Source organism: Achromobacter sp. (assembly GCF_036567245.1).
Taxonomy (GTDB): domain Bacteria; phylum Pseudomonadota; class Gammaproteobacteria; order Burkholderiales; family Burkholderiaceae_B; genus Achromobacter.
On the sequence record NZ_DATCUY010000622.1, the window covers coordinates 1 to 20856 of the forward strand.

General features: G+C 65.5%; 17 protein-coding genes. 8 read left to right on the plus strand and 9 right to left on the minus strand.

Annotated features, from left to right (window positions below):
* The 4 genes from VIR09_RS26370 to VIR09_RS26385 form a co-directional block, all read left to right on the plus strand.
* Window positions 1–2022 (plus strand): hypothetical protein (locus tag VIR09_RS26370; protein ID WP_332015544.1); only part of this gene is annotated, 2022 nt, incomplete at its 5' end.
* 46 nt (window positions 2023–2068) lie between these two features.
* Window positions 2069–4897, plus strand: coding sequence for a PAS domain-containing protein (locus VIR09_RS26375; protein WP_332015545.1), 2829 nt, complete (start codon window positions 2069–2071; stop codon window positions 4895–4897).
* 11 nt (window positions 4898–4908) lie between these two features.
* Window positions 4909–6540, plus strand: coding sequence for a CHAT domain-containing protein (locus tag VIR09_RS26380; protein ID WP_332015546.1), 1632 nt, complete (start codon window positions 4909–4911; stop codon window positions 6538–6540).
* A 23-nt stretch (window positions 6541–6563) separates the two neighbouring features.
* The gene (locus VIR09_RS26385; protein ID WP_332015547.1) at window positions 6564–7907 is read left to right on the plus strand and encodes a hypothetical protein; all 1344 of its coding nucleotides are present in this window, start codon (window positions 6564–6566) and stop codon (window positions 7905–7907) included.
* Between the two features lie 19 nt (window positions 7908–7926).
* Here the strand turns inward: VIR09_RS26385 and VIR09_RS26390 are convergent, their stop codons facing one another.
* Window positions 7927–8706, minus strand: coding sequence for a fused MFS/spermidine synthase (locus VIR09_RS26390; protein WP_332015548.1), 780 nt, complete (start codon window positions 8704–8706; stop codon window positions 7927–7929).
* 160 nt (window positions 8707–8866) lie between these two features.
* On the opposite strand from VIR09_RS26390, the gene VIR09_RS26395 reads away from it, so the two are divergent.
* Window positions 8867–9922, plus strand: a complete 1056-nt coding sequence (locus VIR09_RS26395; protein ID WP_332015549.1) for a DnaJ domain-containing protein — start codon at window positions 8867–8869, stop codon at window positions 9920–9922.
* A 19-nt stretch (window positions 9923–9941) separates the two neighbouring features.
* Here VIR09_RS26395 and VIR09_RS26400 read toward each other — a convergent pair whose 3' ends face one another.
* The 5 genes from VIR09_RS26400 to VIR09_RS26420 form a co-directional block, all read right to left on the minus strand.
* Window positions 9942–10361: a universal stress protein gene (locus tag VIR09_RS26400; protein ID WP_332015550.1), complete on the minus strand. Its 420-nt coding sequence runs from the start codon at window positions 10359–10361 to the stop codon at window positions 9942–9944.
* Window positions 10362–10384: 23 nt separating this feature from the next.
* Window positions 10385–11368: a TerC family protein gene (locus VIR09_RS26405; protein WP_332015551.1), complete on the minus strand. Its 984-nt coding sequence runs from the start codon at window positions 11366–11368 to the stop codon at window positions 10385–10387.
* A 166-nt stretch (window positions 11369–11534) separates the two neighbouring features.
* Window positions 11535–12311 carry an SDR family oxidoreductase gene (locus tag VIR09_RS26410; RefSeq protein ID WP_332015552.1) on the minus strand — a complete coding sequence of 259 codons (777 nt, stop codon included), beginning with the start codon at window positions 12309–12311 and terminating at the stop codon, window positions 11535–11537.
* A 12-nt stretch (window positions 12312–12323) separates the two neighbouring features.
* Window positions 12324–13238: a 3-keto-5-aminohexanoate cleavage protein gene (locus VIR09_RS26415; RefSeq protein ID WP_332015553.1), complete on the minus strand. Its 915-nt coding sequence runs from the start codon at window positions 13236–13238 to the stop codon at window positions 12324–12326.
* A 5-nt stretch (window positions 13239–13243) separates the two neighbouring features.
* Window positions 13244–14467: an ABC transporter substrate-binding protein gene (locus VIR09_RS26420; protein WP_371818985.1), complete on the minus strand. Its 1224-nt coding sequence runs from the start codon at window positions 14465–14467 to the stop codon at window positions 13244–13246.
* 141 nt (window positions 14468–14608) lie between these two features.
* Here VIR09_RS26420 and VIR09_RS26425 point away from each other — a divergent pair, with 141 nt between their 5' ends.
* A complete protein-coding gene (locus VIR09_RS26425) occupies window positions 14609–15358 on the plus strand; it encodes a Crp/Fnr family transcriptional regulator (RefSeq protein WP_332015554.1) in 750 nt (249 codons plus the stop codon).
* Between the two features lie 132 nt (window positions 15359–15490).
* Window positions 15491–15853: an Ohr family peroxiredoxin gene (locus tag VIR09_RS26430; RefSeq protein WP_332015555.1), complete on the plus strand. Its 363-nt coding sequence runs from the start codon at window positions 15491–15493 to the stop codon at window positions 15851–15853.
* Window positions 15854–16048: 195 nt separating this feature from the next.
* On the opposite strand, the gene VIR09_RS26435 is transcribed toward VIR09_RS26430, so the two are convergent.
* Window positions 16049–17197 (minus strand): MFS transporter, encoded by a 1149-nt coding sequence (locus VIR09_RS26435; RefSeq protein WP_332015556.1) that lies wholly within the window; start codon window positions 17195–17197, stop codon window positions 16049–16051.
* 75 nt (window positions 17198–17272) lie between these two features.
* Between VIR09_RS26435 and VIR09_RS26440 the strand changes: the two genes are divergently transcribed.
* Window positions 17273–18061 carry a helix-turn-helix transcriptional regulator gene (locus VIR09_RS26440; protein ID WP_332015557.1) on the plus strand — a complete coding sequence of 263 codons (789 nt, stop codon included), beginning with the start codon at window positions 17273–17275 and terminating at the stop codon, window positions 18059–18061.
* Between the two features lie 57 nt (window positions 18062–18118).
* Here VIR09_RS26440 and VIR09_RS26445 read toward each other — a convergent pair whose 3' ends face one another.
* The gene (locus VIR09_RS26445; protein ID WP_332015558.1) at window positions 18119–19327 is read right to left on the minus strand and encodes a polysaccharide lyase family 1 protein; all 1209 of its coding nucleotides are present in this window, start codon (window positions 19325–19327) and stop codon (window positions 18119–18121) included.
* A 12-nt stretch (window positions 19328–19339) separates the two neighbouring features.
* The coding region (locus VIR09_RS26450; RefSeq protein ID WP_332015559.1) for a Vi polysaccharide transport protein VexE at window positions 19340–20856 on the minus strand (1517 nt) is incomplete at its 5' end.

Consider the following 20856-nt stretch of genomic DNA (forward strand, 5'->3'; position numbering starts at 1 on the left):
ATGGCTGCAAAGAAGCAAGCAGGGCGTGCCGCCCCGGCACGCAAGACGTCGGCAAAGGGGCGGGCGGCGGCATCGGCGTCGCCCGCCGCCAAGACGCCTCGGCCCGCCCAGGCCCGCAAAAGCCGCGCCTTGCCGCCCGCGCTGCCGTTTCGCCGCACGGCCAAGCCCGACGCCTTCGATGCCCGCGACATCCCGTTCCACCCCAACATCTCGGTCACCCCCAAGACCGAATTGATTCCGGCCATGGGATTGACGGTGAAGCATCAGGAAGACACCTCAGCCTGCACCGGGTTCGCCCTGTCCACCGTGGTCGAATACCTGCTGCGCAAATCGGAGCGCGAACCGCGCCCGGCCATCTCGCCGTTCATGCTGTATTCCATGGCCAGGCGCTACGACGAGTTCCCCGGGTCCGTCGACGACACGGGATCGAGCCTGCGCGGCGCGCTCAAAGGCTGGTTCAAGCACGGCGCCTGCGCCCAGGATCTGTTTCCGACACTGAACATGCCGGCGGCGGCCAACGAAACCGCCGACGACTGGTGGCTGGACGCCGTCAGGCGTCCGCTCGGCGCCTACTACCGCATCGACACGCGCAACATCGTCGAAATGCATGCGGCGCTCAACGAAGTCGGCATTCTGTACGCCAGTGCCGGCTGCCACGCCGGCTGGGACAACGGCCATGGCGTCACCCCGCTGAAAGCGCCATCCACGCCAGGAGCCCAGCCGTTCTGGATCATCCCGCCCGACCCGCAGAACTCCGCAACCGACGGCCACGCCTTCGTCATCGTCGGCTATACCCAGGACGGCTTCCTGATCCAGAACTCCTGGGGCGAGGAGTGGGGCACCCACGGAATGGCGGTGCTGACCTACGACGACTGGATGCGCAACGCCATGGATTGCTGGGTGGTCCAGTTGGGCGTGGTCACGCATGAACACACCAAGATCTCGAACAGCATCACGCTGCGCACCGAAGGCAGGCGGGTCACGCTGGCCGCGGGCATGGTGCTGCGTAACCGCGAAATCTCGCCCTTCATCGTCAACGTGGGCAACAACGGCAAGCTCAGCAACAGCGGCGCGTTCCGGACCACGCCCGACGATCTGCGCGCCATCGTCGACGTGCACATGAACGCCGCGCGCGAGAAGTGGGGTCTGAAGGACAAGCCCATGGACGTATGCGTGTATGCGCACGGCGGCCTGGTCGGCGAAGAGGATGCGGCGGAGGCCGCCGCCGAATGGATACCGCTGCTCTATGAGAAGCAGATCTTCCCGGTCTTCCTGATGTGGGAGACGGACTTCATCACCACCGTGAAGAACATCATCCAGGACGCCGCCCACAGCGTGCCGCGCACCACCGGCGGCCTGGGCGAGCGGCTGGAGCGCTGGTGGAACCAGCGCCTGGAACGCTGGCTGGCCCGGCCAGGCACGGTGATCTGGGGCGAAATGAAGCAGAACGCCCAGGCCATGAGCGAACCTGCTCTCAAAGGCATGGCGCAGGAAGAGGCGGCGATGATCATGCTGTACAAGCATTTCAAGGCGCACGTCAGCCAAGGACGCGTGCGCCTGCACATCGTCGGCCATTCGGCGGGCGCCATCGTCGCCAGCCACTTCGTGCACCGGCTGGCGGCCGACGGCGGCGAACTGGAATCGCTCAACCTGATGGCCCCGGCGGTCACGCTGGACACCTTCCGCAAGCTGGTCGTGCCGAATCTGAAGACGCGGATAAAGCGCTATCAGCAGTTCCATCTTTCCGACCGGGCCGAGGAAGACGATCCCACCTGCGGCCCGTACCGCCGCTCGCTGCTCTACCTGGTGAGCGAATCCTTCGAAGGCGGCACCACCACGCCGCTGCTGGGCATGGAGCGCTATTTCCGCGACGCGGGCATTGCCTGCGACGCCGTGCACGTCTCGCCCGCCGGCAGTCCTGCGCCCGGCTCCACCAACCCGCCCGTGGCAGCCAGCACGCACGGCGGCTTCGACAACGACAAGGGCACCCAGCAGCAGATCATTGCGTTCATCAAGCGTTGAGCCGGCCGCCGCGAAAGCAAGGGCTGCAGGCAGGGAGGGCTTCGATATGTTTGAGATTCCTCAGGCGCAGACGGACCTGGAGGAAGGCGCGCAAGTGCGCTTGCCGCCATCCGGTTCGATCCCGGGCGATCCCGCGGCAATGCTGCGGGTGATGTCGCGGGCGGGCGTGTCTTGCCTGTTGCTGGACCGGGACGGTGCCATCATCGATGTCAGCGATGCGCTCGCATCCAGCGCCCAGGAGTTCCGCGGCCGCGCCGCCGCCGAGGCCTACGGCCTGAGCGAAGCGCTGACCATGGACCGCGGCCCCGTCGGCGGCATCTACCAGGCCGGGGACGGCGCGCCGATACCCGCGCAGCTGGTGCCGCTATGCGAGCTGGAAAGCGGCGAACTCGTCGTGTTGGTCAACGATGGCACCCCCTTCCGAAAAGCGGAGTCGCGCCGCTTCGAACGCACGCCCTATGCCGTATTCCGCCTGGACCTGGACGGCGTGGTGCGCTTCGCCAACCGCGAGGCGGCGCGCGCGCTGGGTCAGAAGCTCGACGAAGTCTGCGGCGAGCCGCTGGCCCGCCATTTCCGCAAGAGCGACGCGCCCCGCATCGCCGATGCCATCCGGTGCTGCGTCCGCAACCAGGAGGGCGATTCCATGGTGGCCGTGATCGTCGCCATTGCTGGACGCGGCGGCGAAGAGAAGCTGTTCCAGCTGGTGATGACGCCCGACCCCGCGCCCAACGGCGAGCTGCTGGGCGTGATCGCCATCATCCAGTCGCGGGCGCTGGAGTCCGCCCGCGACGAAATCCGGCGCATCGCGCTGGATCCGTCCATCAGCGGCTGGCGCCTCAAGCTCGACGCCATCCTGGAACAGATCCGTCCACTGGTGCCTTTCGAGCACGCGGTGTTCGGCATCTACGACCGGCAGGTGTCGCTGTTCCGCGCGATCGCGGTGCGGCCCGAAGGGGTGGAACTGTGGCCGGCACGCTGGATGGAACTCCCCCCCGCGATCCGGCCGTTCCTGGATTCCGGCCAGACCTGGATCGAGGAGATGGACCGCTTCGTCAGCGACCAGCGCTTCGAGCCGGGTGACGAGGTCGTGCGCTGCTACCAAGACATGGGCATGCAGGCCAGCGTCACGCTGCCCGTCACGCGTCCGGGCGGCTACAGCTCGGCGTTGAGCCTGTGTTCGCGCCAGCCCGCGCAATACGGGCAACGCCACCTGGAAATTCTGCGCGCCCTGGACCTGGAGCCGGTGCTGATGCGTTTCGAGAAGGAGCGCGACGACGAGCGCACTGCCTTCGCCGAATCGTTGCGGCAGACGATCATGACGGCAAGGTCCTTGCGCACGGCGGCGGAGGACATCGTACCCAGGCTGGCACAGTTCTTCTCCTGGGACTACGTGGCGCTGTTCCGCGTCAACCGCAAGGAAAGCCGCTACGAGATCGTGACCCAGCACAGCCTGGCGCCCGAATATGCCCTGCCTGCCGGCTACCTGCAGCCCATCGAACGCGGCATGCTGGGCCAGACGCTACGCCAACGCCAGCTGCTGTCGCTGGACGACGTGGGCGACCCTGCGGACCCCCGGAACGACTACACCGGTCCCCCGCGGCCGCTGCGCTCGGCCATGACGGTGCCGATCCGGCTGAATGGCCGGATCCGCTGGCTGCTGGACGTGGAGTCCTCGGTATCGCACGCGTTCAAGGGGCCCGACGCCGACGACCTGCTGGAGATCATTGAGTCGCTGGAGGAAGGGCTGGACCAGCATCTGCTCAGGCAGACCAAGCAAAGCCTGATGGCCGAGACTGAGCAGGCCGTCGTGTTCGTCGGCCGCGAGGGCTCCATCATCGAGATGAACCGCGTCGCCGCCGACATGCTGGGCACGGAGCCCGGCCGCTGCCTCGAAGGCGAGACCCCGGTGTCGATCACGGCGTTCGCGCTGCCCGACGACGCGTCGGCGCACGCGCTGCTGAGTTCGGATGCGGGCGTCAGACGCGAACGCATCGAATTGCGCGGCGCGGGCGGACAGCCGCGCTCGGTGCTGGCTACCCGAACGGACCTGGATCCCAGCCTGGACATGGCGATCTGGTTCTTCACCGACATCGCCGACATGAAATGGGCGCGCGACATGCGCTTCCTGCGCGAGACCGTGGCCGAGATCGCCGACCAGACCCGGACGTCGCTGGCGCTGGCCTGCAGCCTCACCACGCAGACCGCATTGCTGCACGAGGACGCGGCGCGCGGCGAACAGCCCGAGGCCATCGTCACCCGGGCCCATGCCCTCAGCCAACGCATCGTGGCGGAAATCGGCAAGGCGGACATTACCTTCGAGCGGCTGGCCAGCGCCAGCGAAACGCGCCGGCAAGCTCCGCCCGAGCATGCCCGCGTGGCGCTGCACGAATTGCTGGCCGAGGTCATCGCCGCCTTGCCGCAGCGGGACCAAGGCCGCATCGCGCCATTGGCCCAGGTGGGCGCCGCCGGCGGGCCCATGGTGCATGCCGACGCCGAGGCCTTGCCCGCGGCCTTCCGGTCCATTCTTGCCTATCTGCTGCGCTGCCGTTCCGACGACGCCCGGGTGGAAATCGCCATCAGCGACGATCCCGACGGCTGCTCGGTACATCTGGGGTTGAGCGCCGGGCAAAGCTGGGACACGGACCAGCGCATGCACGCGGTGCCGGACGATGCGTTGCTGAACGCGGAGCGCGCGGCCCATGATGGCGCCGGACTGGCCATCGCCCAGATCGTGCGCACCATGCAGGCCCACGGCGGCACGCTGGCGACGCAGCCGCCCCTGGCCGAGTCCGCGATGCAGCCCTCGGAGGCATATGAATCGGTCCTGCCGCCATGGCGTTCGTTCACCATGCGCTTTCCTTCCCGGTCGGGTTGATGGAGGCGACGATGGAACAGCCTGCACAGAACAACAACTGGATCCTGCTTGCTGGCGGCGACGACGTCGACGAGGAATGCTGGACCGACCGCATCCAGCAGTTGCAGCGACATGAGCAGAAGTACCCGCGCATCAAACCCTTCGTCGGCGCCGCCTTCCGGCATGTCTTCAACCTGGAGAACGCGCGGCAGGAGATCGAGCGTTGCGGGACGCTGCCGGGCCTGATGATCATCGACGCCAAACCGGCGCCCCAAACCGGCAAGAAAAAGAGCGGCGCAGCGGTCGTAGAGCTACTTAACTGGCTGGCCGAGCATGCGCCCGTGCCGGTGCTGGTCGTGACCGAGGACCCTTCCGAGGCCGTGCAGCGTTGCGTGCTGGAACGGCCCGAAAGGCTGATGTGGAGCAACGAGATCGGCAAGAAGCGAGACGGCGGCGCAGACCTCGCCTTGGTGCTGGACAGCGTGGCGGCCGCCACGCAACGCCGCCGGCTGGTCATAGAAGTTGCCGAGAAATCGGTCCGCTACCGGATCCAGTTCGGTCCGCATGACTTCAGGTCACCGGAAATTCCCTACAAGCGGCAACCCGATATCGCCGCGCTGCTGATGCGCGTCGAGAAGTTCTCGCCCTATCTCGACAACCAGCGAGTGACCGATTGGCTGGAGTCGCTCAGCGACATGGGCAGGCAGGCGTTCGACGTGATGGTGGCCGAAACCGTGGGGCCGCCCATCGCCACGCTGATCCAGCGCGCCCGCGACCAGGAAGGCGTCTCGTCCGGCGACGGCCTGGCCTGGATGGACCTGCGATTCGATTTCAATGTGTCGGACCATCAAAGCGCGGCCTTCTTCAGCCTGCCATTCGAGTTGAGCTGCAATGCCGATTTCAAGGCCAATGACAGGCGCTACCTGTGCCAGCGCATTCCCATGGCCCGCCGCCTGCACATGGAAGGCATGGACTCCGCCAGCGACTGGGAGCAGGCGGCGTCCCGACCAACTGGCCCCCTGCGCCTGCTTTTCATCGGCGCGAACTTCAGCGGCACCATTTCGTTCCAGCCGGAGGATGGCGGAGACGACATCCCGAGCGTCACGCTGCCCCCGCTGGAGTCGGTCGCCGACGAACTCGAGAACCTGCAGGCCCTGGCCAAGCGCCTGGACGGCCGCCTGGTGGTCGAGGACGTGCCGCCCCTGACCGGATACGCGCTGCAGGACTATCTGGAAGAAAAGGTGACCGGCGGCGGCTACGACATCCTGCATTTCTCTGGCCACGCCCATTCGGTGCGCGACAGCACCATGCTGGTATTGCCGGGCAGCAGGGAAGGCGAAGGCCTGCAACTGTCCATACGTCTGGTTGGCCGCTGGATGAAGGCTGGCAATTGCAAGCTGCTGGTGCTGTCGTCATGCAGCGGCGCCTCGGTGCGCACCGCGCTGGAGGTCATGCGGGCCGGCGCCATGGGCGTACTGGCCTTCCGCTGGCAGGTCGAGGAAAAAACCTGCGCGCGCTTCATCCGGCGCTTCTACGCCGCCTATTTCGATCCCGCCAATACCCAGGGATTCGCGGAGGCCTACCGGCGCGCCTGCGCCGGTTCGCATGACGAATCCCGAGGCTCGCCCACCTGGGCTTCCGCGCTGGCGGTCGTACGCGACTGACGCCGCAATGAGGAACGGACATCATGGCTTCGTTATTCGGCATGCTGCGCAAGATAGGCGACCTGGGAACCTCGGCGGACGGCGTCGGCGCCCTGATGGCGACCGTGCCCACGGGCCGTAACTACTATGCGGAGATCGATCCCCCGCCCGCCGGCGCGGCTTCGGGCGAACCAGGACTGAACGGAGAAGCCTTCATTCCCGGACAGTGTTATTTCAGCGTCCGCATGGTCGAAATGCGCCTGACAGATGCCGGCAACTACATCGCCGCCTTTCTGCCCCTGTGCGCCTTTTTCCTGCGCTACACCGAGGCCGGCGCGCAACGCGAGATTCCATATGTCGTGGGCTATGACGCGATCCAGCAGGCGATGGGCACTGCGGCGCCGCAATCGGGCGCGGGCAGGGTAGTGTTCCGCGACGTCTACATCGCCCGCAACGTGCCCTACAACAGCGACGGGCTGGAGATGTTTGCCGCGCTGTGCCGCTTCAGCGACAGCAGCCTCACCCGCGGCATACTCGACTTCGTCGCGACCACGGTCAGCATGTTCGGCGGCGCGGTGGGCGGCGCCGTCGTCAAAGCCGGCGAAGGCCTGCTCAAGCCCCTGAGCAAGCTTTTCGGCACCGATGGCGTCAGCATCCGTTTCGGCATCTTCGACGGATTGGCGCTGCGCCGCAGCGGCTATCGCGTGCTGGCAGGCGCGGACTCGCAGGACAGGCTGCAGGGACTGCAATTGGCAGACGGCGTGCTGCACCGGCACAATGGAAGCGGCGGCCTGGAGCCCGTGAACGACGTGGACTACCTGGTGCTGGCCTTCGAGCAGCGCGCCACGCTGGGAGAGGACATGTTCAGCGCCGCCGCGGCCCTGCCGTTCCACCGCAAATGGACCGAGACCACCACGGCGCTGCTGAGCGACAACGCCGTGGCTGCCCGCGCCGCGTTTCAGTCGCTGGCGGTCGACATTGCGGGCTCGCCGCTGCTGATCGAGCGCGACCGCTTCGCGCTGCTGGCGGCCTATTCAAGCGAAAGGGAAAAATGGAAGGCCAGGAAGAAGTCCCTGAAGTCCGCTGGCGGCGACAGCAAGGGCCAGAACATCACGTCCGCCGTGGCGGACAGGCAAAAGGCAGCGGCCGCCAGGAACAGCCCCGTTGCGCAACCGCTGGACGCCGCCAGGCTGCTATTGGCGAAATCGGCGGCGGCAGGCGCCGGCACTCCCACCGCCGGGCAAGACGATGCTTCGCTGACGCAGGCGCTTTCCACACTGCTGGATACGCTGCAACCCGGCGCAAACGGCAAGCCCGGCGCGCCGCCTGCCGCCTTGTCCGGGGCATCCCGGGAAATACTGTCGGCGATATTGGGAGAGTCGTCCTAGCGGCCTGAAGGCTGTACCGCTACCTCAACACCAGCGTCGCGCCGATGACTTTCATCGTCGGCATCAGCTGGCGCCAGGCGTCCTTGGGGATGGACGCCGGCCGCCGCAGCTGCGCCGCGGCGGGATCGTCCAGCAGATCGCCTTTGCAGGCGAACACGATGCTATTGGTCATGTCGTCGTCCACCACTTCGAACATGGACGAGCCGAACGAGGCCCGCACGCGCTCCATGTATTCATGGTGGTCCGGATGGTTTACATGGAAGTTGATCACCAGGATGCCGTCCTCGCGCAAGGCGCGGAAGCAGTCCGCATAGAACTCGGCCGAACATAGCGGGCCGGGGATCCCGCCCACGCCGAATCCGTCCAGGAAGATCACGTCGGCATGGTCCGACAGGCCTCGCATGTGTTCGGCGGCGTCGGCCTGGATCACGCGGAACCGTTCGCCGTCGCGCGGCACCATGAAGGTCTCGCGCAAGGAGATGACCGCGGGATCGATTTCCACCACTTCGACCGCGCTGCCTGACAGATAGCGATGGCAGAACTTGGGCAGCGAACCGCCGCCCAGCCCTACCATCAGGATGCGGGCGGGATCCGGATTGAAGAGCACGAAGCCCATCATCATCCGCGTGTATTCCAGTTCGAGTGCATCGGGATTGAGCAAGGACATGCTGCTCTGGATTTCCTGCTGCGTGAAATGCAGGGTGCGCCGGGTGCCCAGGTTCTGGACAAAGGGCCGGGGCGCTGCCGCTTGCGGCTCGGCAAGCGGGAAATCGGAGGAGGTATGGACGTCGTCGGGCATGAAACAGGTCGGCTTGCGGGAAAATGGGGAAAAGATACCATTGCGCCGCTCGAACGCCCGGCGATGTAGTCCCTTTGGTTGATACCGGCTCCAATGATTGAAGCGTAAGCTCGCCGTGCAGGAAGCTGAGCGCCCGGCTTCGGAACGCGGATCCATGGCAATGGCTGGCTTACATACCCATTACGACACGCTCCAGATTTCGGAAAACGCCAGCGATGAAGTCATCCGCGGCGCATACCGCTATCTCTCGCAGAAATGGCATCCTGACAAGAACCCCGACAAGCCCGAGGAAGCCAAGCGCGTCATGGCGCGCTTGAACGAGGCCTACGCCGTGCTTTCCGATCCTAAACGGCGCCAGGAGCATGACGCCTGGATCGCCGAGCAACGTGCCGCCGGCGCGCCCGGCGGCAACGGCAGCGGGACAAACGGCAAAGCGCCGCCGGATTCCGGGTCCACCGATACGCTGCGCGATTATTACGCCACCGAAATCGCCAAAGGGCGCAATTTCTGGATATGGCCGCTGGCCTTCATCGGTTGCGCCATCGCGTTGGGCGTGGCCGTCGGCCTCATTCCCTCGCTGGACAACCTGCTGAAGGAGCACCGCTACATCACCCTGCTGGTGCTGCTGGCCGGCGCATCCGCAGTGACGTCCTCGGCCAGGAACAAGCACCGCGCTCAACTGCTGCAACAGCACGAAACCCGGATTCTGGAGCAGCGGTACACCGAACATATGCGGCAGAAGACCGTGAGGCAGGTCGTCATCGGTGTCTCGGCCGTACTGGCGATCGGCGGCCTGATAGCCTACTACGGCATGGGCTGGAACGAGCGGCAGGACCAGCTCCAGGCCGCCAGGCCGGACGACAAGAAGCCGGCGCCGGCCAAACCCCCATCCCTTTTGGTCGAGAACGCCTGCGGCCGCGACTTGAGATTCGCGGTGCACTATCTGCCCGACGGAGGCGAGTGGCGTACCGAAGGCTGGTGGAACGTGGAGGCCAACAGTTCCACCGGCCTGCGCGGCGACCTGGGGTTGATCGAATCCACCAACGCCATCTTCTACTACTACGCCGAATCGCTCGACCAGAAAATAGTCTGGCAAGGCCGCGACGACGACGAAGCCGACGCGACCTATGCGTTCAAGGGGCGCAACTATCGCTTCGACCGGGTTCGCCTGGCCCGTGGCGCCGATGGACGCTATCAGATCAAACTCACCTGCTAGCGCATCATCCCGTGGATGCTCAGACCAGCAGCACTGGACAAGGCGCGTGGGCGATGACGCGCGCGCACACCGACCCCAGCAGGGCGTCCAGGAACGGCGCCCTGTGGTGCGAGCCCATCACGATGGCCGTAGCCCCCACCTTGATCGCATGCGCCACGATCTTGTCCGGCGTATGCCCCGTAAGCTCGTGGCATTCGAAGCCGACATTGCCCGCGCGCAGGATCTCGACCACGGACCTCATTGCCTTGTCGCTCTCCTCGTGATGCCAGGCGTCGATGTCGGCCTGGCCGATGAAGGTTTTGACGTCGCCGGTCACGTCGGCCTCGCAATGCAAAACATGCACCGTGAAATCCCGGTTCAGCAACGGGCTTTCGACCAGATAGCGCGCAGCGGCGTCGCTGTGGCTGGACCCATCGGTGGCAAGAATGATCGTGTTCATGACAGATCTCCGGTTCGTGGGACTCAGCCCTTGGGACCCGTGGCCTTGGCCGCGGCCCGTCTGGGCAGGAACATGCTGGCGCCCACGGATGCCAGCAAGATCAGGCCTACCGCCCCAAGCGACCACTGCACCGGCACATGGAACCATGGCGCGGCCAGCATCTTGCCGCCGATGATGATGAGCACCGCGGCAAGTCCGTGCTTGAGGTAGCGGAAACGCTCCCGCATGTCGGCCAGCAGGAAGTACAGCGCCCGCAGGCCCATGATGGCAAAGATATTGGAAGTGAATACCAGGAACGGATCGGTGGTAACGGCGAAGATGGCGGGGATGCTGTCGACCGCGAACACCACGTCGCTCGCCTCTATCATCAGCAGCACGACGAACATGGGCGTGGCATGCTGCAGGCCGCCGATGCGCACGAAGAACGACTCGCCGTGGTATTCCTTGGTAATGCGCATGGAAGACCGCAAGAGGCGCACCAGCGGATTGCGGGCGATGTCAGGCTGATGATCGGCGCGGGCCAGCATCCTCGCCCCTGTCGCCACCAGCAGCACGCCGAAGACGTAGAACAGCCAGTCGAACTTCGACAGCAGCCAGACGCCCGCCAGAATCATGCCGACCCGCATCACGATGGCGCCCAGCACCCCGTACAGCAGCACCCGGCGCTGCAATTCCAGCGGCACCACGAAGTAGCCGAAGATCAGCGAGAACACGAACATATTGTCCACGGACAGGGACAGTTCGATCAGATAGCCGGTGTAGAACTCCAGCGTCTTGCGGTGCGCAACGGCCCGCCCCAGGGTGGCATCCAGATACCACCACATCAGGGCGCCGAACAGGACGGCGAGCGCCATCCATACGCCCACCCAGAACAGCGCTTCCCGGGGCCGCACGCGGTGCGCATGGCGGCCGCCCAGCACGTACAGGTCCAGCGCCAGCACGACCAGCACAAAGCCTACGAACCCCGCCCACATCGGCAGGGTGGCAAAGGTCTCGACCTGAGTCATCAGGACCTCCCGCCGTCGCTGCAAGACCGCTATGCGACGGCCAGCGGTACACAATGCATGTACGAGTCCAGTCTAGAACTTCCGGGCGCGGCGAACAATTCGCCTGGATCGAACTGACGCTCAGGTTTTTTGGAACCGTCGCCGACGGTTCGCCGGGACCGACGCCTCAGCCCAGGTACTCCACATTGCCGCAGACGGAAATGCTCTGGCCGCTGATGATGGCGCCTTCGTCGGAACACAGGTAGGCCACCTGATTGGCGATGTCCTGCGGACTGGTCATGCGGCGCAGCGACACCTTGTCCACCAACTGCTCGCGCATCGCATCGTTGCTCACGCCGCTGGCGGCGGCGCGGGCGGCGATGATCCGTTCAACCCGGTCACCCGATACCACGCCCGGCAGCACGGAATTGACGCGGATGTTCGACGGCCCCAGCTCCATGGCCCAGGTCTGCGTCAAGCCGGCCAAGCCGAATTTGCTGGCGCTGTAGGGCGTGCGCAGCGAAAAGCCCAGGCGCCCCGCAACAGACGAGATATTGACGATGGCGCCGCCGCCTGCCGCCCGCAGCAGCGGCACCGCGCTGCGCGCGCACAGGAAGGTTCCGGTCAGATTGACGTCCAGCGTGCGTTGCCACGCGTCCAGCGTGGTTTCCTCCAGCCGGTTGGTCGGACCGGACACCCCCGCATTGTTTACGAGGGCATCGAGCTTGCCCCATTTTTTCGTCAGCTCGCCGAACATGGCCTGGACTTGCGCTTCGCTGGACACATCCGTCAGGCTGACGCCCAGACGGGGATGCTCGGCGGCGGCAGCCTTGCATGCGGCCTCATCCACGTCGCAGACATGCACTTCGGCGCCCGCCTCCAGAAACCTGCGTGCGATCGCCAGGCCTATCCCTTGCGCACCCGCGGTGACGAGAACGTGTTTACCTTGCAGTGAATTGCTCATGGCGTTTCCTTGTCAGAGCGCAAACTCGGGCCGGATTCCGCTTTTGAGCGGCAGGCCCAGGATCTCGCGCGCTTCCGCGGGCGTGGCAGGCTCCATGTCCATTTCGCGGATGACGCGCACGACGCGCTCGGTCAGCTGGACGTTGGTGGCCAGCTCTCCGTGGCGGTAGTACAGGTTGTCCTCCAGGCCGACCCGCGCATGGCCGCCCAGCAACAGGGCGGCGATATTGGCCTCCAGCTGCGCCGGTCCGATGCCGCTGACGCAGAAGATGCTGTTCCTGGGCAGCAGGTCCACCATCATCTGCAGGTGCCGCACCGAAAACGGCATGGCGTTCTGGAAGTTGCGATGCACGTTCATGACCAGGTTGATGAAATGGGGGCCTTCATCCAGCCCCTCTTCGATCAGCGTGGTGGCATCTTGCAGGATGTGCGTGGGGCTGAAGACCTCCCATTCGGGCTTGATGCCGCGCGCCTGCATGCCGGCAGCCAGCTCGCGGGCCTTGCTGAGCGGCGTATTCATCAGGTACTCGCGGTCGCCGAACGCGAGGTTCAAGGTCGTCGCGTCCAGCGTGCACATCTCGGCGCCGGCATCCATGCCCTTGAGCCGTTCTTCCCACAGGATCTCCCAGGTGCCCGGCGTGGTCTCCTTGACCATGTCGCCGTGCACCCCACCGCCGGTGGAGTTGTTCAGCACGATGTCGCAGCGGTCGCGGATGAGGCGGTTCATTTCCCGGTACACCGAGGCGTCGCAGGTCGCCTGGTCGTCGGGGCGGCGCGCGTGCAGCGCCACCACGCTGGCGCCGGCGTTGTAGCAGCGGTATACGTCCTCCGCGATCTCCAGCGGCTGCGTGGGCAGGTGCGGATTCTGGCTCTTGAATGCCATGCCGCCCGTCGGGGCAATGGTGACAATGACTTTTCGTTTGCTCATGAGGTTCACTTCCAGAGCGCGCAGCGGCTCTCTTCCTTGGTGGTGAAGGCCTGGTTGCCGTCGATGGTCTGCACGACGTTGAAGTAGTCCCAGGGTTCCTTGGACTGTTCCGGCGTCTTGACCTGCAGCAGGTACATATCGTGCACCACCCGCCCGTCCGGCCGGACCACGCCGTTCTTGATGTAGACGTCGTTCAGCTTGTTTTCGCGCAGATAGGCCAGCACGCGGTCGGCGTCATCGGTGCCCGTGGCCTTGACCGCGCGCAGGTATTGCAGCGCCGCGGAATAGTCGGCCGCCTGCAGCGAGGAAGGCATGGCCTTGCGCCTCTCGAAGAAGGCGCGACCCCAGGCGCGGGTTTCATCCGACGTATTCCAGTACCAGCTGTCCGTCAGGTACATGCCTTGCGAAGCCGGCAGCCCCATGGCGTGGACGTCGTTGATGAACATGATGAGGCCGGCCAGACGCATGGTCTTGGTAATGCCGAATTCATTGGCGGCCTTGATCGAATTGGTGGCGTCCGCGCCGGCGTTGGCCAGGGCAAGGATGTCCGCCTTGCTGCTTTGCGCTTGCAGCAGGAAGGACGAAAAGTCGCTGGCCGCCAGTGGGTGCCTGACCGATCCGACGACGGTCCCGCCGCCAGCCTCGACGACCTTCGTCGTGTCCGCCTGCAAGGCATTGCCGAATGCGTAATCCGCAGTCAGGAAGTACCATTTCTTTCCGCCCGCCTTGACCACCGCCGCGCCGGTGCCGCGCGCCTGGGCCACGGTGTCGTAGGCGTAGTTCAAGGTATAGGGCGTGCACTGCTCGTTGGTCAGCGCCGGCGCGCCCGCGCCCACCACGATGATGGGCCGCTTCTTGTCCGCCGCCACTTTCGACATGGCCAGCGCCGTGCTGGAATTCGTGCCGCCGATCAGCATGTCCAGGCCCGCCTGGTCGAACCATTCGCGCGCCTTGGCCGAAGCGATGTCGGCCTTGTTCTGGTGGTCGGCCGTCAGCAGCTCGATCTTCTTGCCGTTGATCTCGCCGCCCATCTCCTGGATCGCCATCTTGATGGCCTCGGCGCCGCCTGGGCCATCTGGCCCCGAGTACACGCCGGACATGTCGGTGATGAAGCCGATTCGAATAACATCGTCTGAAATCTGCGCCTGGGCCGCAGGGGCGTGCAACAGCGACACGGCCAGGCCGCAGGCCAGGGCGCTGCGGCACATCATGCCTTGCATGGGCAACATGCTTGTCTCCTCTTGTGGGTTTTGGCGTCTGGAACCTCGGCTATTCTGGTGCTGGGCCCCGGCCGCGGACAGTCATCATGGTGACAAAGCGGCCTAGGGTTTACCTGAGCGGCGCCACAACAGCGACAAAGGAGGAACACGATGAGCGAACCGTTAGCCGATGCTGGCAACGAACGCTTGAACGCGACGCGACGGCGCGCGCAGGGCGCGGTGGACAAGATGCTCGACGTGGTTCCTTGGTACAAGGGCCTGCCGGAACTCGAGCGCACCATGATCCGCGCGGAACTGCGTGTCGTCTCCCTGGCCGCCGGCGAATTCCTGTTCCGGGCGGGAAGCCGGTCGCCAGGATGGTATGGCGTGGTGCAAGGCCTGGTGAAATGGTCCTCCCCCGGCGCCGACGGCAAGTCCCTGTCCCTGGCCGGGTTCAGCACCGGCAGCTGGTTCGGCGAAGCCACCATGATCCGCCGCGAGCGATTTGAATATGAAGTGGTCGCCCTCAGGCCAAGCCAGATCGTGATACTGCCGCGTGAGACCTGCGAACGCCTGTGGAACCACAACATCGAATTCACCAAGGCGCTGATGACGCACCTGGCGCAGCGGGTGGACTGGCTGATGAGCAGCTTCACCTCCAACGTGCTGCTCGATGTCGACACGACGGTCGCGCGCGCCGTCGCGGCGCAATTCAACGCGGAAAGACATTCCGGCACGAACGGGCGCTTGAAGGTTTCCCAAGAGGAAATTGCAGGCCTGTGCGGCATTTCGCGGCAACGCTGCAATGCGGCGCTTGCCAGGCTCGCCCGAGCGGGCGTACTGGAAACCTACTATGGCGGGCTGGCCATTCTCGACGTGGACGAGCTGCACAGGCTGGCCGACATCAAGCAGAGCACTTAAGAAACCGGACCCAGCGGTATAACAAAAGATGCCGCGCAGAACAGAAATTCTGTCTTCTCGCGCGACAGGGACAACTCTATAGTTGCCGCGGAAAAAACAATAAACCGCCTTTCCACACCAGAGGAGTCCACCATGAAAACCCCGTCCGCGCCCCCCGTTTCGCTCCTGGATCCCTATGTCGGCACCGACGACCTGCCGCTGTACACAACCACCGTCTCCGTGACCGGCGGCGCGTCCGGACACGGCCGCTCGTCCGGCAAGGCCATCTCCAATGACGGCGAACTGGACCTCGAGCTCAGGCTACCCAAGGAGCTGGGCGGCAATGGCGGCGGCACCAATCCCGAGCAATTGTTCGCAGCGGGTTTCGCCGCATGCTTTCATGGCGCCATGAAGCTGGTCGCGATGAAGAACCACATCCCGCTGCCGGCAGATTTCGCCGTTCGCTGCACCACCACCTTCGCGCGCGATGCGTTTGACGGTCTGTTCTCCATCTAGGCCAGACTGGAGGTTTCCTTGCCGGGACTGGCCAAGGACATGGCATTGGCGCTGGTCCACGAGACCGAGTCGATCTGCCCGTATTCCAAGATGGCGGATCAGGGCATCGCGTCTTCCGTACATCTCGGTTAAGGACCCGCTGGCCTGGTATGCCCGGGACCGCTTGCTCCACTGGCGGTGGTCTCGCTCGTGTTCTCAGATTCTCCGCTCCTTCATCGCATAGGCGGCCGCCGCAAGCGCGGCACAGCAGCCCAGCAGCAGATCCAGCCTTTGCCCCAACCCGGCAAAAACCAGCCCAGCCCCCAGCAGGTTGTAATAGATCAGGCTCAGAATAGCGCCGGCCGTGCCGGCAGCGTTCGCATGGGCCCGCAGCGCGTGGGCCAGGATGTTGGGAATGGCAATCGCGTACGCCGCCGCAATCAATGCCATGCCGACGAGAAACGCGGCGCTCTGGCTAAACACCGCAACCAGCCCGGCCCCCAGCGCCAGCAGCACGATGCCCAGCAGGACGAGGTGTTCGGATCCGCACCCGCGCCGCAGCAGCGCCGAGTTCAGGAACGCGCCGCATAGCGAAGCCGCGGCCAGCGCCAGGCCGCTTGCGCCGAAACCAAACCAGGAATTCTCCAGGCGAGCGAAAAGGAAAGGTCCCAGCTGGTAGTAGCCGAAGATCGCGAGATTGAAGATCGCGATCAACGCCGCGCTGCGCCAGATTTTCCGGTCTTGCAGCATGGCGCGCAGTGTCGGCCAGAAGGGCGGCGTCGCGTGCGGCTGGGGCCGGGTTTCGGGCCAGCGTAGCGCGCTGGCACCGAGCAGCGCGACGGCAAGCAGGGCGAGCGCGAAGAAGACGCCCTGGACCCCGCCTGCGGCCGCGATCTCCTGCCCGGCATACATACCGATGGCAGGACTCACCGCCAATGCCATTCCCAGAATCGAAAAAACCCGGGCCAGCTCCAGGCCCCGGTAGCTATCGCGCAGGGCGGTCTGCGTTACGATTGAGCCCACGGCCGCGCCGAAAGCGGAGATCAACCTGGCCGCGAGCAACTGTGTGAAATCGCCCGCCGCCATGGCCCAGCCCGCGCCCAGCGCATAAATCGCCAGCCCTGCCAGCAATGCCGGCCTGCGGCCCCAGGAATCGCATAGCCGTCCCCACACCACCACGCCGAAGGCGAAGGCCACGAACCAGAGTGACAGCGTCTGCGCCGCATCCTCGGGCGCGGCCTGATAGGCTGTCGCGATCAGCGGCAGCGCGGGGCTGTATATCGTCTCGGCTATCTGCGGAAAGCTCAGCAGCAGGATGACAAGCGGAAGGGGCGGGCGGCGGGACATGGCAGCATCGGTAAACACGGAGTCCGCTTTTTTAGCCGGGCGCCGCTACCGCCGTTGTAGCCCGGAAGACAAAAAACATCGGAACTCGGACAAATGGCCAGGCTTGCCCCCAACGACGCGTTCAACCCCGACATCATGGCGCAGCCCGTGACGGGCATTGCGTCGCGCCTGATACAGCACGACTCCGGACTACATAGCCACGGCCGGGGCCAACTGTTGTTCGCCCATGCCGGATCCATCCGCCTTGCGATGCCGGGGCTGCTCGCGGTGCTGCCTCCCATCCGCGTGGCCTGGATCCCGCCGGGAACCGAGCACCGCGTCCTGATCCGCGGCGAAGTCGAATACCGTTCGATCTATCTGGATCCGGTGCGCATCGCCGCGCCCGCCGCCGGCCCCGCCATACTTTCCATGACCCCGCTATTGCGCGAGGTATTCGAACGCATCAGCCTGGAACCCTTCGATACCGACTGGTCCGCGGGCGCGCCGCGCAACCTGCTGGCCGTCTGCATGGACGAACTGCGCCTGGCGCGGCAGGAGCCCATGCTGCTGCCCGTGCCCGCCGACCGCCGCCTGGCCGGCCTGGACCTGGAGGAACTTCCGCCCGAACTCGACGCGCTGTCCGCGCGCGTCGGCGCCAGCGCGCGCACCATCACCCGGATATTCCAGCGCGAAACCGGCATGAGCTATCAGGCCTGGCGCCAGCTCTGGCGCCTGCTGCGCGCCGTGGACCTGCTGGCCGCGGGCCAGAGCGTGACTGCGGTCGCGTTCGATCTGGGCTTTGCCAGCGACAGCGCGTTCATCGCGTACTTCCGTCAGATGACGGGGGAGACGCCGGGGCGGTATCTTGCCCCGGCGCACAAACCACAGGCTGTATTTCGATAATACAAATCCCAGGCTGTATTCATCGCCGATCCGCGCAGGCGCGCAATCCAGGCAAGCTCAGCCAGGGCAACCCGACCCGATCCTGGAAACCGGCAACGGCGTATCGCCGCCCGTATTCCCCGCGAACTTGCGGATCTTCTCCGCCAGTTCCGGCGTCGGCTTTTCATAGCCGTAGCAATACGGCGGTGTCGGCGCCGACTCGGGGCGGTAATCCTGCAGCACCGGCTTCGCATCGCCCAGATACAGATTGTCCTTCAGGCGCAGAAAGGCCTTGTAGTCGCGCGTGTAGCCATGCTCGGACTTCAGTTTCTCGTAGGCGCCGCGGTCCGATTCGCCGTTTTCCAGCGCACTGCGCTTGGCAGCGATGGGAATGTAGTGACAGTAGTTCACGTTGATTCCTTCCACCGTGGGGAAGAACTCCGGCTCCACGCATTTGCGTTGCGTGGAGTTTTTGAAGATATTGCCTTCGACCAGCGCGCGGGCCTCCAGGCTGAAACTCATGCCGTAGAAATCCCAGTCTTCCAGCAGGTTGTTGAAGAGATGGAAAGTGCCGAACTGCCCGCGTGGATTGCGCTGCACGGTGTTGAGGAAGTAATTGTGGTGCAGCGTCACGCGGGCGATCGAATCGCGATCGTAGTTGGCGTAGAGGTTCTTCGAGGTAATGTTGTTGAGCAACATGACCTTGTTGGAATTATGGAACTTGGTCCACGAAATCGTGACGTCTGTCGAGCCGTTCTTCACGTTCAGCAGCCGGTCCGACATCCGCGAAAGATCCATGTGGTCGACCCATACGTCGCGGCTGTTGTTGGCCACGTTCACGGCTTGCGTCAGCCGCGACAGGCGCCCGTCTATCGTCAGATGCGTGAGGATGACGTTCTTGCTGCCATACACGCCCAGCCCATCGTCGATCAGCGTGACGCGCTTGCCGCGCCCGTCTATCGCCGTGTTCGACGGCACGCGCAACTGCGAATCCAGAACGATGGTCATGTCGGACGCGAAGCGGATCCATGTGGGGCCTTTCTTCGCCTGCGCCAGCGCGGCGCGCAGCGTCCCGGGACCCTTGTCCTGGTCGGAGGTGACGTCGATGAATTTCCCGCCCAGGCCGCCCGTGGCCTGGGCGCCGTAGCCCTCGCGTTGCTGCAGCAGCGCCGCGATGGACGGGCAGTGCTCGTCCGGGGTCTTGCACGCTACATCGGCCGCCGCCGCCCCGCCGTACAGCGAGGCCAAGACGAGCAGCCAGCGCGCGAGTTTCGTTGCAGCCTTCATCGATACTTGCTCCTATTGCTGCGCCGACCGATCCGCGGCGGTGACGTGGCGCCAGATGCCACCACTCAAGCGCAGGTTTTCCGGGGGACCGGCCAGATGCTCCCTGAGCCGTTCGAAATAAGCCTGCCGCCAGCGCAGGGAGTAGGCATCGGCGTCCTCGCCGGGCTGGGGTGCGGGCAGCATCTCCAGCGTATAGGCGACGTGGCCGTTCTCCCAGCGCGGCGCGTAGAACACCGAAGGCACGCCCATGCGATGCGCCAGGTGGGACGCGAAGCTGGAATACGTCACTTCCTGTCCTTCGAAAGTCGTGCGCGGCGCCGCCGGATTGGCCGCGCCGTCTATGGCCAGACACAGCACGTAGCCCGAGGTCAACGCGCGCATGCAGGCCTTGGCGACCTGCGCCTCGGTCTGGTCCGCGGTGGAGATCAAGGCCGCGCTGTAGCTGCTCTGCGCGATGCTGGGCGCGGTCGCCAGCCAGCGCGACGGAATGCCCACCAGTTCCAGCGCCATCAGCCCGGCATACATAGGGCCGACGTGCGCCGTGGCGACCACAACCCCTTTGCCCCCCGCCAGCAGCGGCGCAAAGAAGCGTTCGCCGGTGTCGAGTTCGCCCAACACCTGCATGGCCTCTTCGACGCTTTCCTCGCGGCATTCGAGCCAGTCGAACAGCAGGTGGTCCACCAGATGGCCCCAGCGCGCGCGGCGTTCCCATTGCGCACGGTCGATCGTGGCGTCGCCGCGCATCGACCAGGCCCAGTCCAGGCGCGCCTGCGGAATCGGAGCGGCAGGCAGTCGCTCCTCCAGCTGCGCCATGGCTTCCTGGAAGGTCGCCGGCAGACGCTGGCCGCGTTGTCCGACATATTGCCCGAACAGCTTCTCGGCCTCCTGCTTGCGCCCGGCCTGGGACAGCGCGCTGATGGCCGCGCGCTGCCAGAGTTGCTTCTCGGGCGATTTCTCCAGCAGATGCATCATCTGGTCGGCCGCGGCGTCGTACTGCAGCGTATAGCGCAGCGCGCGCGCGTAAAAGGCGCGCGTCTGCTCCAGATCCGGCGCCAGGTCGATGGCCTGTTTCAGCGGCGTCAGGGCTTCCTTGTAGCGTCCGGCACGCAGCAGGGTCTCGCCATGCAGCGTCAGGAGCCTGACGTCCGCGGGCGCCGCGCTCAGGCCGGCCTCGAAATGCGCCAGGGCATGTACCTTGCGGTCGTCCTCGTTGCCGCGCCGCAAATGCGCCAGCCCCAGGGACGAGCGCAGCACGGCGCAGTCGTGGCCCGCGCCCAAGGCCGCATCGCCGAACTTGATCGCCGCCTCCACCCTGCCATCCTCGAGCAAGGCGCGCACGGCCATCGTCGCCACGCGCTCGTTGGGCAGTTCACGCGGGTCCAGTGCCGCCGCCATGTCCGCCGCCTCCGCCGCGTCGCCGTTGCGCACGAAGGCCATCAGCCAGGCATAGGCTTCGCCGGGCTCGCTTTCCGCCATGCTCCTGGTCGCGCGGGCGACCTCGGCGGCCTCGGCCACCCGGCCGGCCTGCA